This is a genomic window from Mucilaginibacter phenanthrenivorans, assembly GCF_024721155.1.
In the GTDB taxonomy this organism is placed as follows: Bacteria; Bacteroidota; Bacteroidia; order Sphingobacteriales; family Sphingobacteriaceae; genus Mucilaginibacter; species Mucilaginibacter phenanthrenivorans.
On sequence record NZ_JAHVAP010000015.1, the window covers coordinates 109,405 to 123,042 of the forward strand.

Annotated in this window: 14 protein-coding genes and 1 tRNA gene; 5 read left to right on the forward strand and 10 right to left on the reverse strand. The window is 41.3% G+C overall.

Annotated elements, in window-relative coordinates:
- Position 1: 1 nt before the first annotated feature.
- The 5 genes from KXD93_RS27070 to pfkA form a co-directional block, all read right to left on the reverse strand.
- Positions 2-1,429, reverse strand: coding sequence for an MBOAT family O-acyltransferase (locus tag KXD93_RS27070; RefSeq protein ID WP_258140666.1), 1,428 nt, complete (start codon positions 1,427-1,429; stop codon positions 2-4).
- A gap of 88 nt (positions 1,430-1,517) precedes the next feature.
- Positions 1,518-2,009, reverse strand: coding sequence for a gamma-glutamylcyclotransferase family protein (locus tag KXD93_RS27075; protein WP_258140667.1), 492 nt, complete (start codon positions 2,007-2,009; stop codon positions 1,518-1,520).
- A 115-nt stretch (positions 2,010-2,124) separates the two neighbouring features.
- On the reverse strand, positions 2,125-3,120 hold the full coding sequence (gene gap, locus KXD93_RS27080) for a type I glyceraldehyde-3-phosphate dehydrogenase (protein ID WP_258140668.1): 996 nt from the start codon (positions 3,118-3,120) through the stop codon (positions 2,125-2,127).
- Between the two features lie 32 nt (positions 3,121-3,152).
- Complete coding sequence (locus KXD93_RS27085) at positions 3,153-4,001, reverse strand: hypothetical protein (protein ID WP_258140669.1); 849 nt, start codon at positions 3,999-4,001, stop codon at positions 3,153-3,155.
- Positions 4,002-4,988: a 6-phosphofructokinase gene (pfkA, locus tag KXD93_RS27090; RefSeq protein WP_258140670.1), complete on the reverse strand. Its 987-nt coding sequence runs from the start codon at positions 4,986-4,988 to the stop codon at positions 4,002-4,004.
- A 123-nt stretch (positions 4,989-5,111) separates the two neighbouring features.
- Here pfkA and KXD93_RS27095 point away from each other — a divergent pair, with 123 nt between their 5' ends.
- On the forward strand, positions 5,112-5,813 hold the full coding sequence (locus KXD93_RS27095; protein WP_258140671.1) for an NUDIX hydrolase: 702 nt from the start codon (positions 5,112-5,114) through the stop codon (positions 5,811-5,813).
- 176 nt (positions 5,814-5,989) lie between these two features.
- On the opposite strand, the gene KXD93_RS27100 is transcribed toward KXD93_RS27095, so the two are convergent.
- Positions 5,990-6,847: an N-acetylglucosamine kinase gene (locus tag KXD93_RS27100; RefSeq protein ID WP_258140672.1), complete on the reverse strand. Its 858-nt coding sequence runs from the start codon at positions 6,845-6,847 to the stop codon at positions 5,990-5,992.
- Between the two features lie 497 nt (positions 6,848-7,344).
- On the opposite strand from KXD93_RS27100, the gene KXD93_RS27105 reads away from it, so the two are divergent.
- The 4 genes from KXD93_RS27105 to KXD93_RS27120 all read left to right on the forward strand — a co-directional run bounded on the left by KXD93_RS27105 (position 7,345) and on the right by KXD93_RS27120 (position 10,457).
- Positions 7,345-7,418 (forward strand) — tRNA-Arg (locus KXD93_RS27105).
- Between the two features lie 91 nt (positions 7,419-7,509).
- The gene (locus KXD93_RS27110) at positions 7,510-8,223 is read left to right on the forward strand and encodes a hypothetical protein (RefSeq protein ID WP_258140673.1); all 714 of its coding nucleotides are present in this window, start codon (positions 7,510-7,512) and stop codon (positions 8,221-8,223) included.
- A 314-nt stretch (positions 8,224-8,537) separates the two neighbouring features.
- On the forward strand, positions 8,538-9,359 hold the full coding sequence (locus tag KXD93_RS27115) for a hypothetical protein (RefSeq protein ID WP_258140674.1): 822 nt from the start codon (positions 8,538-8,540) through the stop codon (positions 9,357-9,359).
- A gap of 270 nt (positions 9,360-9,629) precedes the next feature.
- Positions 9,630-10,457, forward strand: a complete 828-nt coding sequence (locus KXD93_RS27120; RefSeq protein WP_258140675.1) for a hypothetical protein — start codon at positions 9,630-9,632, stop codon at positions 10,455-10,457.
- Positions 10,458-10,685: 228 nt separating this feature from the next.
- Here the strand turns inward: KXD93_RS27120 and KXD93_RS27125 are convergent, their stop codons facing one another.
- The 4 genes from KXD93_RS27125 to KXD93_RS27140 all read right to left on the reverse strand — a co-directional run bounded on the left by KXD93_RS27125 (position 10,686) and on the right by KXD93_RS27140 (position 13,466).
- Complete coding sequence (locus tag KXD93_RS27125) at positions 10,686-11,483, reverse strand: alpha/beta hydrolase (RefSeq protein WP_258140676.1); 798 nt, start codon at positions 11,481-11,483, stop codon at positions 10,686-10,688.
- Positions 11,484-11,552: 69 nt separating this feature from the next.
- A complete protein-coding gene (locus KXD93_RS27130) occupies positions 11,553-11,954 on the reverse strand; it encodes a DUF1634 domain-containing protein (protein WP_258140678.1) in 402 nt (133 codons plus the stop codon).
- 23 nt (positions 11,955-11,977) lie between these two features.
- Positions 11,978-12,811, reverse strand: a complete 834-nt coding sequence (locus KXD93_RS27135; RefSeq protein ID WP_258140679.1) for a sulfite exporter TauE/SafE family protein — start codon at positions 12,809-12,811, stop codon at positions 11,978-11,980.
- Positions 12,812-12,815: 4 nt separating this feature from the next.
- Positions 12,816-13,466, reverse strand: coding sequence for a FadR/GntR family transcriptional regulator (locus KXD93_RS27140; RefSeq protein WP_258140680.1), 651 nt, complete (start codon positions 13,464-13,466; stop codon positions 12,816-12,818).
- Positions 13,467-13,638: the final 172 nt, after the last annotated feature.

Below are 13,638 nucleotides of genomic sequence, written 5' to 3' on the forward strand. Positions count from 1 at the left end.
GTCAAAATTGAAAGTAAATAAACTGGCCGCCATCAAATACGCCAAGCATTATGATGGCAATTACCAGTAGCCCGTATGAGAAATTTCTTATAAACGAATTGGAACTATTGAACACGGTAAACCGTTTGTTGAAATATTCGGTCTTAACCTCGTAAGCCAATAGGATGAGGATGCCTATAATACAATAAAACAACGTGTATTCGCCGCGCCATACAGTGCCGCTGAATGAGAAGATCTTTTTAAGCACAATGACAGACTCTGTAAAGTTGTTTGCTCTGAAAAACACCCACGAAATGGTAATGAAAAGCGTGGTCACCATCACCTGCAGCATTATTTTTAATACGGGAATCTTATCTAAATAGGTTACCCTGAAAAATACCGGCCAGAACTTTCGGGTTAGCCTTAAAAAGATCAAATAAAAACCGTTCAATGCACCCCAGATAACAAAGTTCCAGCTGGCGCCGTGCCACAAACCACTTATAACAAAAACAACAAGCAGGTTAAAGTAAGCCATTGGTAATGTTACCCGGTTACCGCCCATTGGAATGTACAGGTAATCTCTAAACCACGTAGTTAACGATATGTGCCACCTTTTCCAAAATTCGCTCACGTTGCGGGCCAGGTATGGCTGGTTAAAATTGGTTAGCAGCTTAAAGCCTAACACCCTGGCTGCGCCAAGGGCAATGTCGGAGTATCCTGAAAAATCACAATAGATCTGGAACGCAAATAAAAAGGTTGCCACCAGCACAGTTTTGCCGTCGTGATGAAGCGGGGCTTTATACACAGCGTTTACATAGATGGCGATACGGTCGGCAACCACCAGCTTTTTAAAAAAGCCTCTTAGCATCAGCTTTAAGCCCGATGAAATATTGTCGACATTAAGCGTTTGCTTTTCGTAAAACTGGTAGATAATGTTTTGCGGCCGCTCAATTGGTCCTGCCACCATCTGTGGGAAGAACATGACATACAATGCATAGATACCAAAATGTCTTTCGGCCTTTTGAGTGCCCCGGTAAACCTCGATAATGTAGCTCAGCGCCTGGAATGTGTGGAAGGAAAGCCCGATAGGTAATATAAAATGAGACAGCGGAATACTGCCATGATAGCCAACGTGATTCAGTAATACGGAGATATTGCCTGCAACAAAGTTGTAATATTTATAAAAGCCCAAAATTCCGATGTTCGAAAGAATGCTTATTACGAGCAACAGTTTTTTTGCACGCCCTGTAGTTCGCTCCAAATAAATGCCGACAAAATAATCAATGGTAATGGTAAACGCCAGTATCAGGATGTAAACCGGGATGTAGGCCATGTAGAAATAGCAGCTGGCAGCCAGTAACAGCAACCATCGCCATTTAAAGGGCGTTAAATAAAACGCAGTAACTACCGCTATAAAGAAAATAATAAACTGAACGGAGTTAAAAAGCATTTAACAGCAATAGCGAAGTTTTACGTGCTCAATATAGCAAGAAATGCTTTTACCTTCAGTTTATGAGGAGATTGCAGCGCTTATTTTTTTACTTATTCAATCTTTTTTCCCGCCTCTCGTCATCCGGATCAACTTTGAATGGCATCATGGATATTTTTTTGATATAGTCTTCCGGTAGCCCCGCATTTTTAGCAAGGCCAATCACCTTTTTCAGGTACCAGTCGTAAGGTAGCAGGTGCGTGTTTACAGCATGGGGTAGGGCAACAAAGGCGCAGGCAGTATAAATTTTGTTGTTGAGATCAATGCAGGTAACAGTTTCCAGCATAAAGTCGCTGCTAAATGTTTCAGCATTAAAAAAGTTTGATTTTTCCTTGTCATCTAGGGATACCAGCACCCCCCATACACAGTCGTTAGGGTCGGATGATTGCAGGATATTCGCCTTTGACGAAAGATCATCGGCAGTTTTATTGAATATGAAGTTATAACCCGGCAGTTTGGCAATGCCAATCTTTTTGGCAGACGGAACAGTTTTTGCAAAATGCTCGACATCCATATTACCTGCAAATGAAAATAATATCATACCTAATAAATTAAGAAAGACGCATTTTGTTTTAACGCGGTTATGGAAAGTTATATTATAAAAAAAGCTCCCCAATAAATCGGGGAGCTTTTCCTATAATGAATAAAAGCTTTAATTAAACTTTACCTAATTCCTGAACAAGGTCGATCAGTTTGTTTGAATAACCCCATTCGTTATCATACCATGATACAACCTTAACGAAGTTATCATTCAAAGCAATACCTGCCTTAGCATCAAAAATTGATGTACGTGCATCGCCTTTGAAATCTTCAGAAACCACGTCATCTTCAGTATATCCTAAAATACCCTTTAGTTCGCCTTCTGATGCTGTTTTCATAGCAGCTTTGATTTGGTCGTAGCTGGCGCCTTTTTTAAGACGTACAGTTAAGTCAACAACAGAAACGTCGGCAACCGGAACACGGAACGACATACCTGTTAATTTACCCTTTAATTCAGGGATAACTAAAGTAACCGCCTTAGCGGCACCTGTTGATGAAGGGATGATGTTCTGGTAAGCGCCACGGCCACCTCTCCAGTCCTTAGCCGATGGGCTGTCAACTGTTTTTTGGGTAGCTGTAACCGCGTGTACGGTGCTCATTAAGCCTTCTTCAATACCAAAGCTGTCATTCAATACCTTTGCGATAGGAGCAAGGCAGTTGGTGGTACATGATGCGTTTGATACAATGGTATGCTCGGCGGTTAATTTTTTGTTGTTAACACCCATTACAAAAGTAGGGGTATCGTCCTTTGCAGGAGCACTCATTACAACCTTCTTAGCGCCGGCATCAATATGTTTTTGAGCTGTTTCCTGTGTAAGGAACAAGCCTGTTGATTCAATAATAATTTCCGCACCAACTTCATTCCATTTTAAGTTAGCAGGGTCTTTTTCAGCAGTTACGCGGATAGTTTTTCCGTTTACTACCAAATGACCACCTTCAACAGCAATAGTGCCCTTGAACTGACCGTGGGTTGAGTCGTATTTTAACATGTAAGCCATGTAGTCAGGCTCAACAAGGTCATTAATACCAACAACTTCAATGTCTGGTCTTTCAATTGCAGCTCTGAATGCCAGGCGGCCAATACGGCCGAAACCGTTAATTCCTATTTTCATGATTTTATTAATTTTTAATTGAGTAGTACTTTTTAAGTTCTGTTAGCGTAATATGTAAGCAAATTGTTTATTGGTTCCTTAATTATAGTGGCAACTTTAAGATTTGCACCGGCAGCTGCCTCTTTTAATTCATTTTGAAAGCTTGCAGCAACAGAGCCCGCAAAATACAAAAAAGCTTCGGGATGTTCATCATGCAGGGGTAATAAATAGGTGGTCATCAGCTTGTCGAAGCCTGCTCTGATGATGCCTTTTATGTGGCTATCTTCCTGGTTATCAACAAAAAACTCGGTGAATGAACTCAGGTAAACAGCCGGTTGTTTTTGCCGGTAAATTTTTTCGAGCAGGGTTGTGCGCTCAGGATCATAGCGCTGTACAAACTTTTTGCGGATATGCTCCGGCAATGTTTCGTTCATATAACCCTTAACCAGTTGACGGCCAAGCCAATTGCCAGATCCCTCATCGGCTAAAATGTAACCCAGCCCATAATTGTTTGGCTTTACCTTTTTTCCATCGTACCAGGCCGCATTTGATCCGCTGCCGATGATGCTGATGATGCCAGGTGAATTTTTGCAGCAGGCAATCGCCGCCGCCGTAATGTCGTGCTCAACGCTTACCTTGCCGAATTTGAAAAATATGGAAAACGCGGTATGAACGGTGTTTTTAAGTTCAGGTGTGAATGAACCCGCGCCGAAAAAGTAGATCCTTTTTATTTCTTCGGCGTGATGAATGAGGTTGATATTTTTGCTGAGCAGCTGTATGATCTGTTTTTCGTCGTTAAAATACGGGTTTATACCGGCTGTTTTAAAGGAAGCGATGGTCCGCTCCCTGTCGAATAGCCGCCACTCGGCGTAATTTGATCCGCTATATACAACTGCGTTCATTTAGATCGATAGTATTTCGGCCATCTGCATCAAATCTTCTTCCAGTTTAAATGTATGTTGATTAAGTGCCTCTTCGAGGCTTGTTATTTTAATGAAATTGGCTTCCAAACCAACCATCGATTGTGTTTTGCCTGCTAATAACGCGTTCACAGCAGCATAGCCAAGGCGACTTCCCAGCACCCTATCGAACGCCGACGGGCTGCCTCCGCGCTGCAGGTGCCCTAATATGGTAACTTTTACGTCGTATTGCTTTACTTCCTTCTGCACTTTTTTGGCAATATCATAAGCGCCGCCGTTTTTATCGCCTTCAGCAACAATAACTATACTTGACGACTTTTTATTTAATGAGCCGTTTTTAAGGTTTTCTATCAGGTCGTCAATTGCCGTAGTCTTTTCGGGAAGCATTATTGCTTCTGCACCGCATGAGATACCCGCCCGCAGGGCAATTGCACCCGAATCGCGGCCCATAACCTCAACAAAGAACAAGCGGTCGTGCGCATCAGCCGTATCACGGATCTTGTCTATGGCCTCAATAACTGTATTGGTAGCAGTATCAAATCCAAGTGTATAGGTTGATCCGTAAAGGTCGTTATCGATAGTTCCGGGTACGCCCATCACCGCAATATCAGGGAATTTTTTCGAAAAGCGCAAAGCGCCTGTAAATGTACCATCGCCGCCAATAACTACCAGGGCGTCAATGCCTTGTTTTTTTAGGTTCTGGTAGGCCAGGTCCATACCTTCGTCTGAACGGAAGGGCAAACAGCGGGCGGTTTTTAAAATAGTGCCCCCTAAATTTAGGATGTTACTTACTGAACGGGCTTGCATTTCGTACATGTCATCCTCTATAAGTCCCTGGTAGCCACGGCGTATGCCTACAACCTGTAACTTATTATAGATGGCGGTTCTAACTATAGAACGGATGCAGGGATTCATTCCCGGAGCATCACCGCCCGACGTTAAAACTGCAAGCTTTGATATTTTTTGCATTTGTTAGATTAATTTGGAGCTACGAAGATACTGTGTAAAATTTACACCTTTAAATTTAATTTTTTTTTTTACTTTAGCGGGTAACCAATTAACAACAATATTATTCCTTAAAAATTACCCGCTTTGGAAGTTAAGCTACCCACATTTAACTCAGTATTTTCAATCGATTGTGTAATATTCGGTTTTGAAGCCGGTGAACTTAAAATATTACTCATAGAACGAAACGAAGAGCCCTTTAAGGACTGGCTTGCCTTGCCCGGCTATATAGTTGAGCAGGATGAAAGCATTGACGATGCTGCCGAACGTATTTTATATGAGCTTACCGGCCTGCGCGACCTGCACATGCAACAGTTCCATACTTTTGGAGAGGTTGCCCGTCACCCGCAGGGCCGCGTAATAACGGTTGCCTACTATGCGTTGATCCGCATAAACGGGCAAAAGGAGCTACGGCCGGTTACCCAATACGCCCGTAAAGCCTTTTGGCACCCGGTTAACGAATTGCCCAAGCTGGCGTTCGACCACTCTGAAATCTTTGAAACCGGCTTTAACAAGATCCGCCGCCGCTTAAATTACCAGCCAATAGCATTTGAGCTGCTGCCTGAAAAGTTTACGCTTACACAGCTACAATCGCTTTACGAGGCGGTTTTAAACAAAAAGCTGGACAAGCGGAACTTCAGAAAGAAAATGCTGAGTTACGGCTTCTTAAAAGAACTGGACGAAAAGCAAAAAGGCGTATCCTATCGCGCAGCAAAACTCTACAAATTCGACCGCCGCAAATATGCGAAGATCTTTAATAATGAATTGAACCTGGATAAGGTGGGTTGAGTTTAGTTAATTAGAGGTTAGAGACCAGAGATTAGTTTTTTGGTCCGAAAGTCAGTAAAGTCCGGAAGTCCGAAGGAAAAAGAAAGGCCCTTGCAATTTAATTGCAAGGGCCTTATATATTTTGGCTAGTCTCCAAACCCAACTAATCTCTAATCAACTAGTCTCTAATTAACTAACTACAACTGATGCGCCATTTCCAAATGGAACTTCACCAAATTGTCTATGGGTGAGCGGATGATGTTGCCCACAACCATGCCGTTTTCAACTACCAATTCTTCCAACACATTGCGGAAGTTGTAGCCTACTGAGCCGATACAGTTAAAGCTGTATTTTTGATAATCAGGGTAGTGGGTTACCAGGTTGCGGAAGAAATCTTCGAACGAGGTACGTACCAAATTTCTGGAGTATTCAATATGTACGTTATTATCGTAAACAAACTTGCTGAAGCTTGCACAAAAGCGATTGGCGCGCGGCTGGGTATAAACCTGCTCGTTCACATCATCAGGTGTAAGCTTGTAGGTTTCCCAAAACAGGTTGCGCACAGGCTCCGGCATATAGCCGCGTAAATAATCTACAAGTAGTTTTTTACCGATGTAACATCCGCTGCCTTCGTCACCTAAAATATACGCGCCCGAATCGATATTCATGGTTACTTCCTTACCATTATAGAGGCAAGTGTTTGTTCCTGTACCTAATATGGCTGCAAAACCTTCGTTGGTACCAAGCAAAGCACGTGCAGCTGCCAGCAGGTCATGGCCGATATAAACTTTTGATTTGGCGAATACAACCTGCATTGCTTCCTTAACAAGGTTGCGCATTTCGTCGGTTGAGCAGCCTGCGCCGTAATAATTAACTTCGGTGATGGCATCCTTATCCAGGTCTGTCGGCAAGCTTTCACCTAACGACTGGATGATGTACTCTTTACTTGAAAAATAGGGATTATAACCTTCTGTGTTAAAGTATACTTTTTTTCCTTCTTCGGTAACCAGGCACCAGTTGGTTTTAGTAGAGCCACCGTCAGCAATTATGATCATAAAATAAGTTTATTTAAAAAAATCGGATAAAAGTATGATTTACTTATTGTAATTAAAACACTTTGCTTTGTAAAAAGTAAAAATCTTCATCAAAAATTAACGTTGATTTGTTAGCAAATTTTAAAGGCGCGTATCCCATTCCAGTAAACAAATACCTGTAACCAAGCATGTTTAATAATTCAGTTGTTTATTGTTAAATATAAATTTCTTGCTTTACGGGGCAATTGGTTTATAATTGTTTGCAATTATATATATAATTTAACAAATATTTATGTGTAAAGGTTTGATAGTTACTGTAAATAGTAATTTGTCATTTGTACACTATGTATCTGCCGTGTTTATAAGGTTTAAAAACGCTGTGTTATTGAAATACTTCAGCAATTACCAATCTGCTATTTGATTTTTCAGGCATATTTTTGCATATTTGCACCGCGAAATCGTAATGTTTTCACAAAAGATGTTCGAAACTCTTTGTGTGTACTGCGAATAACGCAGATGGTCCTATAGCTCAGCTGGATAGAGCAACAGATTTCTAATCTGTAGGTCTCAGGTTCGAATCCTGATGGGATCACATTTTAAGGAAGCCTTGAGTCGGAAGATTTGAGGCTTTTTTGTTTTAAACAATTTATGTAGATACCTTTAAAGAATCCTGTTACCTTTCAATGAAGAACCTTTATATCTTAATACTATCGGCTTTTTTTTTATTAACAGCCTGTAACCACCATTCTAAAACTACCTCGTCAAGAATCAAAATCGTTAATAAGTCAGTTATTAAGCATGTGGTTAGCGCTGACACCACATTAGCTTGTGCTGATTATAATGACGCTGGAGATTACTATGCAGATGACGGACCAACGTTAAAAGAGTATGAACATAAAAGAAAACGGTATTTTAACGGAAAAAAGAAGTTGTCTGAAGATTATGTACGCAGATATTTGTTTGATGAAATGTGGTCAGTTTCGGACACAACTGTTTGGAATAAAGATACTTCACAAGAAACATTAGACGATATATCAAATGCTGAATATTATTTTATAAAAACTGTCACAGTTACCTCAATTTACAAAGGGATCATATATGAAAAGTTAACCGATGAAGAGTCGACAAAATATTTTTTGACCATTGATAAAAAAGGCAGATTTATCTCACGGATACTGATAGCGTGGTACGGACCTTTAGGCACATACGTTGATAATGAAGGTGCTAAACATCCTTATTACACCTCCCTAAGCGGATGTATATCTAATGGGACAATACAATTACAAGATGACCGTGACCAGGGGCGTATAACAAATGACAATGGTACCTATAAAATACAATCTGACGGAAAAATAACAAGGGTTGTACTCGAACAAAACCATGGTAAAACCAAGTAAGTATGTATTATAAACCGTGACCCCACTCGCAAATTTTTCTTAATTGATCAACAAAATGGTTCGTGTAAAATCCAGCCGGGATCACTTTTAATTAAAAGCCTCAAGTCGAAAATTTCAAGGCTTTTTTAGTATACGTCCGGTGCATACATATATTATATTGATATGTTTTGGAGAAAAGATCGGCAGGTATTTCTTGCTGGTTAACAATTAGTTAACTGATAGATTAACATTTATATTGGGTGCTTATTTTTGCTTGAATGTACTTTATTATAGGTATAATTGTTCTGATAAATTATCCTCTTAAAACACTCAAAATGAAACTGAATCTTACTCGCACATTGGTTTTATTGGCAGTCATTGTGGTATGCTACGCGTCATGTAAAAAGCAGAATGCACCGTCGGCAGGCAACACTACCAAAGCTGTTATTGATTACAAAGCACTAAGCAGCACTATCGGCACGCAATTTTATAAGTCAATAACTGGCCAATATGGTGGAACTGACGTAAATAAAGGCATAACCTCACCGGATGAAGCTGTTGCCGCAAACAAAAAGTTTTCACTTAACAGCATAGCTCCTTTATGTGGTACCATTATCGACACAACGTATAAAACGGAAACCGTAAACCCCGCAACGGCTTCCTTTACAACGCATTTTGAGAACTTCCATTTTACCTACACCTGCGATGCGGGTCGGGTTGACGGTTATCTCGTTCGCGACAGCCTGGTAAATGTGTCCGTTCAAAATTTGTTTGCTTCTAACACCTACGCAGTTACGCAAAATTATGCTGTTAAGGCGCTTGATCAAACCTATAAGTACGTTTCTATGGACGGCTCACTAAGCTCGCTGGTGGCAACCGGGAACAGTGAAGCACTCTCTGTAAAATCAACCGCATCTATTTATTATTTAGTTGGCCTTAGGGTAAACTTTGCTTCAGGCCCTGCTGATATTACTGCCGGTACCACAAGTTTTAAAACTACTACAACAGTGTATGGCCCGGAAACAAGCTATATACATAATGTTACAACCTATTATGGCACTATCCAATATTTAGGCAATCACAAGGCAAAGGTTACCTTTATCCCGGGAGCGGCCTACATAGTTGATTTGATAACCGGTGTCGCTACACCTGCTTAAAATTTAACGATTAGGATATTCCTGAAAGATCAACAGGATGACAAAAAGTCAAAAGCCTCAAGTCGAAAGTCTTGAGGCTTTTTTAGTATACGTCCGGTATATACATTTTATCATATTGCTATGTTTTGGAGAAAAGACTTCAGGTGTTTCTCGCTGGTTAACAATTGATTAACTGATAGATTAATATTCATATTATGTACTTACTTTGCTTTAATGTGCTTTATTATAGGTATCATTGTTCCGATAAATTATCCTCTTAAAACACTCAAAATGAAACTAAACCTTACCCGCACATTATTTGTGCTGGCAGCCGTTGTGTTATTTTACACGTCTTGTAAAAAGCAGAATACACCGTCAGCAAGCAGTGCTACCACTAAAGCTGTTATTGATTACAAAACGCTAAGCAGCACTATCGGTACGCAATTTTATAAGTCAATTACAGGGCAATACGGCGGAACCGATGTAAACAAAGGTATAACTACACCTTTTGCCACCCATGATGTTGGAAATCAAAAGGTTTTGCTTAGCAGTGTTCCTTTATGTGGTTTCGTTATGGATACAACATTTAGTACTAAAACAGGAATAAACCCTATGGTAGATACCGTTAAAACACATTTTGAGAACCTTCATTTAACTTACACCTGCGATGCAGGACAGGTTAACGGATACATAGTTCGCGATAGCCTGGTAAATGTGTTAAATCATAGTCTCTTCGTTTTCGATACTTACGCAATCACGCAATATTACGCTGTTAAGGCACTTGATCAAACCTACAAGCTTGTTTCTATGGATGGTTCTCTCAGCTCATTTGTAGAAACAAAGAACATTGAAGCGCCTAATTCAGTTTCAACTGCTTCTATCTATTATTTGGTAGGCCTTAAAGTAAATTTTGCCTCGGGTTCGGCTGATATTACTGCCGGTACCACAAGTTTTAAAACCACAAGTTCAGAGTTTGGCCCACAGTTAAATTATAAGACCATAACTACAACCTATTATGGCACTATTGTGTATTTGGGCAAACATAAAGCAAAGGTTACTTTTACCCCGGGAGCGGCTTACATAGTTGATTTGGTTACCGGTGTTGCTACACCTGCTTAAATTTTGACGATTAGGATATTCCTGAAAGATCAACAGGATAACAAAGAAGCCTCAAGTCGAAAGTCTTGAGGTTTCTTTGTTATAAACAATTTATGTAGATACCTTTAAAAGGATTTATGTATCGAATATTTAAAGTAATGGGGCCTGTTTGCCAACTATCCCAGTCGTCCGTTGCATGAACGGTGTGAGCTTTACGGGCATTAAGGGTTTGCTGCGTTATTGATAAAATTATTTTTGTTTACCAATTGGCGCCTGCCTTGCGGCTTCAATGATAAGTTTGGCAACTTCGATAGGATGCGATTCATAGACAGAATGACTTGCTCCGTTAACTTCTACCGTGTGACTGTTGGCTCGTTTGGCATACATGCGTTCCAGGTCGGGATTAATGATGCGGTCAGATTTGGCAACCATATACCAGTTTGGTTTTGATCTCCATGCCGGATTTTGGATTACCGCATGGAAGACCTCGTCCGCTGTAAGCATTTGTGCATGAGCGGCAAATTCTGCTATCCCTGCAGGCAGGTCAGCAGCAAAGTCAGCATGGAAATGCGCAGGGTTGATATAATCAAAGCCATCTGCGGTTTTTTGAAGTGATTTATATGCCGGTGGATACAATTTTCCATTGGCTGCTTCATTCTCCCCTTTATCCGGCGCGTGCGCGGCAATATAGACCAGGCCTGCAACATGCGGATCATTACCGGCTTCTGTTATAATTGCACCGCCATAACTATGGGCTACTAAAATGCAGGGTCCATCCTGCAGATCTAAAATTCGTTTAACCGCATTTACATCATTAGCAAATGTGGTTAGCGGCTGTTGCACAATACTCACATGGTAGCCTTTTTTTATTAAGATATCATAAACAGGCTTCCAGCCGGAACCGTCTACGAAAGCCCCATGTACCAGGACGACATTTTTAGTGCCGGATGGTTGTTGTTGTGCCTCAGCTACAGCAAAGGTTAATATCAAGGCGAAAAATAAGCCGATTTTTGATAGCCTGGCGATGATGTTGGTTGACTTTTTCATATTCATAAAGTTTTTATTATTAAAATTCAAGGTTGTGTGTGCCCTGGTAACGGGTGTATAAACATTTAGTTAGATTTTTAAGCCCCCAAAAATGCTGGTCATCATAATAACCAGAACGGTGAACGTTATCCATGTATATAATTTGTCTTTTTCAATAATGAAGCCTACAAGGGAAAAAGCGATCCGCAAAATAGGTGTAATGATAAGTGCCACTACACCCAGCTCAACAATGCCTTTTGCATTGACGGTGTACGCGCCTTTGAAAATTTCGTCCAGGCTTGTGTACCCGGCCTTGGTGCCGATAAATAAATGGTAATGGGGAACTGCCTGGGCTCCGAACTGTTTAAGATATATTAAACCACCGATGAGCACGATTAGGCTGGCGGTGATCACACCAAATCTTAATTGCAACCCGATGAGCCGCTCAATATCGTGATCTGCTGAAGTTTTTTTAGAAATTAAATTTTTCATTTTTCAAATGATTAAATGATGCATTAAAATTGATGATGATAACCGTTATAGATCATTTCCAGGGCTACGAATGAAATAGCCACGCAAAAAATATACTTCAACACCTTCGGATCCAGCCGGGTAAGTAATTTGGAACCGGTGAAAGCGCCTGCAAGCACCCCTAGCACAACGGGAAAGGCAATGCCAGCGTCCATATAACCCCTTTGCAGGTAAATTACGGCACTGGCCGCTGCTGTAACACCAATCATGAAGTTACTGGTCGTGGTGCTTACTTTAAAGGGAATATGCATGGTGGAATCCATAGCCAGCACCTTTAACGCCCCCGAACCGATCCCAAGCAGGCCGGAAAGCACACCCGCAAGTGTCATAATGGAAAATCCAGCTCCGACGTTTTTTAGCTGATAAGCTACCTCACCATCTTTGCCGGGGTAGGTGCTGTTCAGTTTCATTTTTAACGCCATGTTACTTCCAGTGGTCAGTACCTCCTGGTTTTTTTTTCGGATGGTCATATAAGCGGAGAATAAAAGAATGGCGCCAAATAAAATGGCAATAGTGTTGGTCGCTGTATAAACAGCGATCACTGCCCCGCCAACGGCGCCAATTGTTGTGGCGATTTCAAGGAACATCCCAAGGCGGATATTGGTGATGCCTTCTTTAACGTAGGCGCTGGCTGCACCGGAAGAATTGGCAATCGAAGCCAGCAGTGCGGCGCCAATTGCATACCGTATATCGACGTGAAAAACAAGGGTTAATAATGGGATAATAACAACGCCGCCGCCCAAACCGGTGAGCGAACCGACCAGACCGGCAAGATAGGCGCCGGCAAGTAATATCAGTGTGAATGTTAAAATAGTCATCGTTTTAATAATTATTGTCCAGGATAAGTTTGATAATGTCCAGCGCCTGCTTTCTTTTTTTGCCTTTGATCGCTTTGTACAAGTCCTCGTGCAAATGGTGGCTCAATGCAAAATGGCCAATGCCCTGCAATTCGCGCTGTGAAAAAAATGAGCGTATGGTTTGGGTGAAATGCTGATAAAGATTAAATAAAACTTTATTTGAGGAGGCTTTGGCAATTGCCACGTGGAAGGCTACGTCCGCATTTGTACATTGCAGCCGGTCTTCGTCGGCTATAGCTTGTTTGCGAAGCGCAAGCTGCTGTTCCATTTCCTGCAGCTGCTCAGCGGTATGGTGCTCAACCGCCAGTTTGACAATTTCTTCCTCCAGCAGTTTCCTTACGGCATTGATTTCGTCAAAGTCAGCGTTTTTCAAGCGCTCATCTATGGTTTGAGATGGGTTTTCTTCATTTACAATCGTGCCGTTCCCTTGTTGCACCATTACAACACCCGCCATTGACAGGCTTTTAATCGCTTCCCTGATTGTAGAGCGCCCAACCGAGTAGGTTGCCATTAGCTCCTTTTCCGTAGGTATTTTTTCACCGGCCTTGTATTTTTTATCCAGAATATCCTGCCGGATGCGGACGCTGATTTGATCTGATAGTCTTTCGCTTTTCATATAGCTCTTATTTAATAATTCAAAGGTATGATGTTTATTTAAAGGTCACACCTTTAAAAAATAAGATGACATTCTCATTACTTAGGCGGAACTTTAATAAATCTTCCGGATATAGGCGAACGAAGGATTTTTCTGCGCTCTCCACCCGGTATTTTACTGGAAGTGGTTCTCC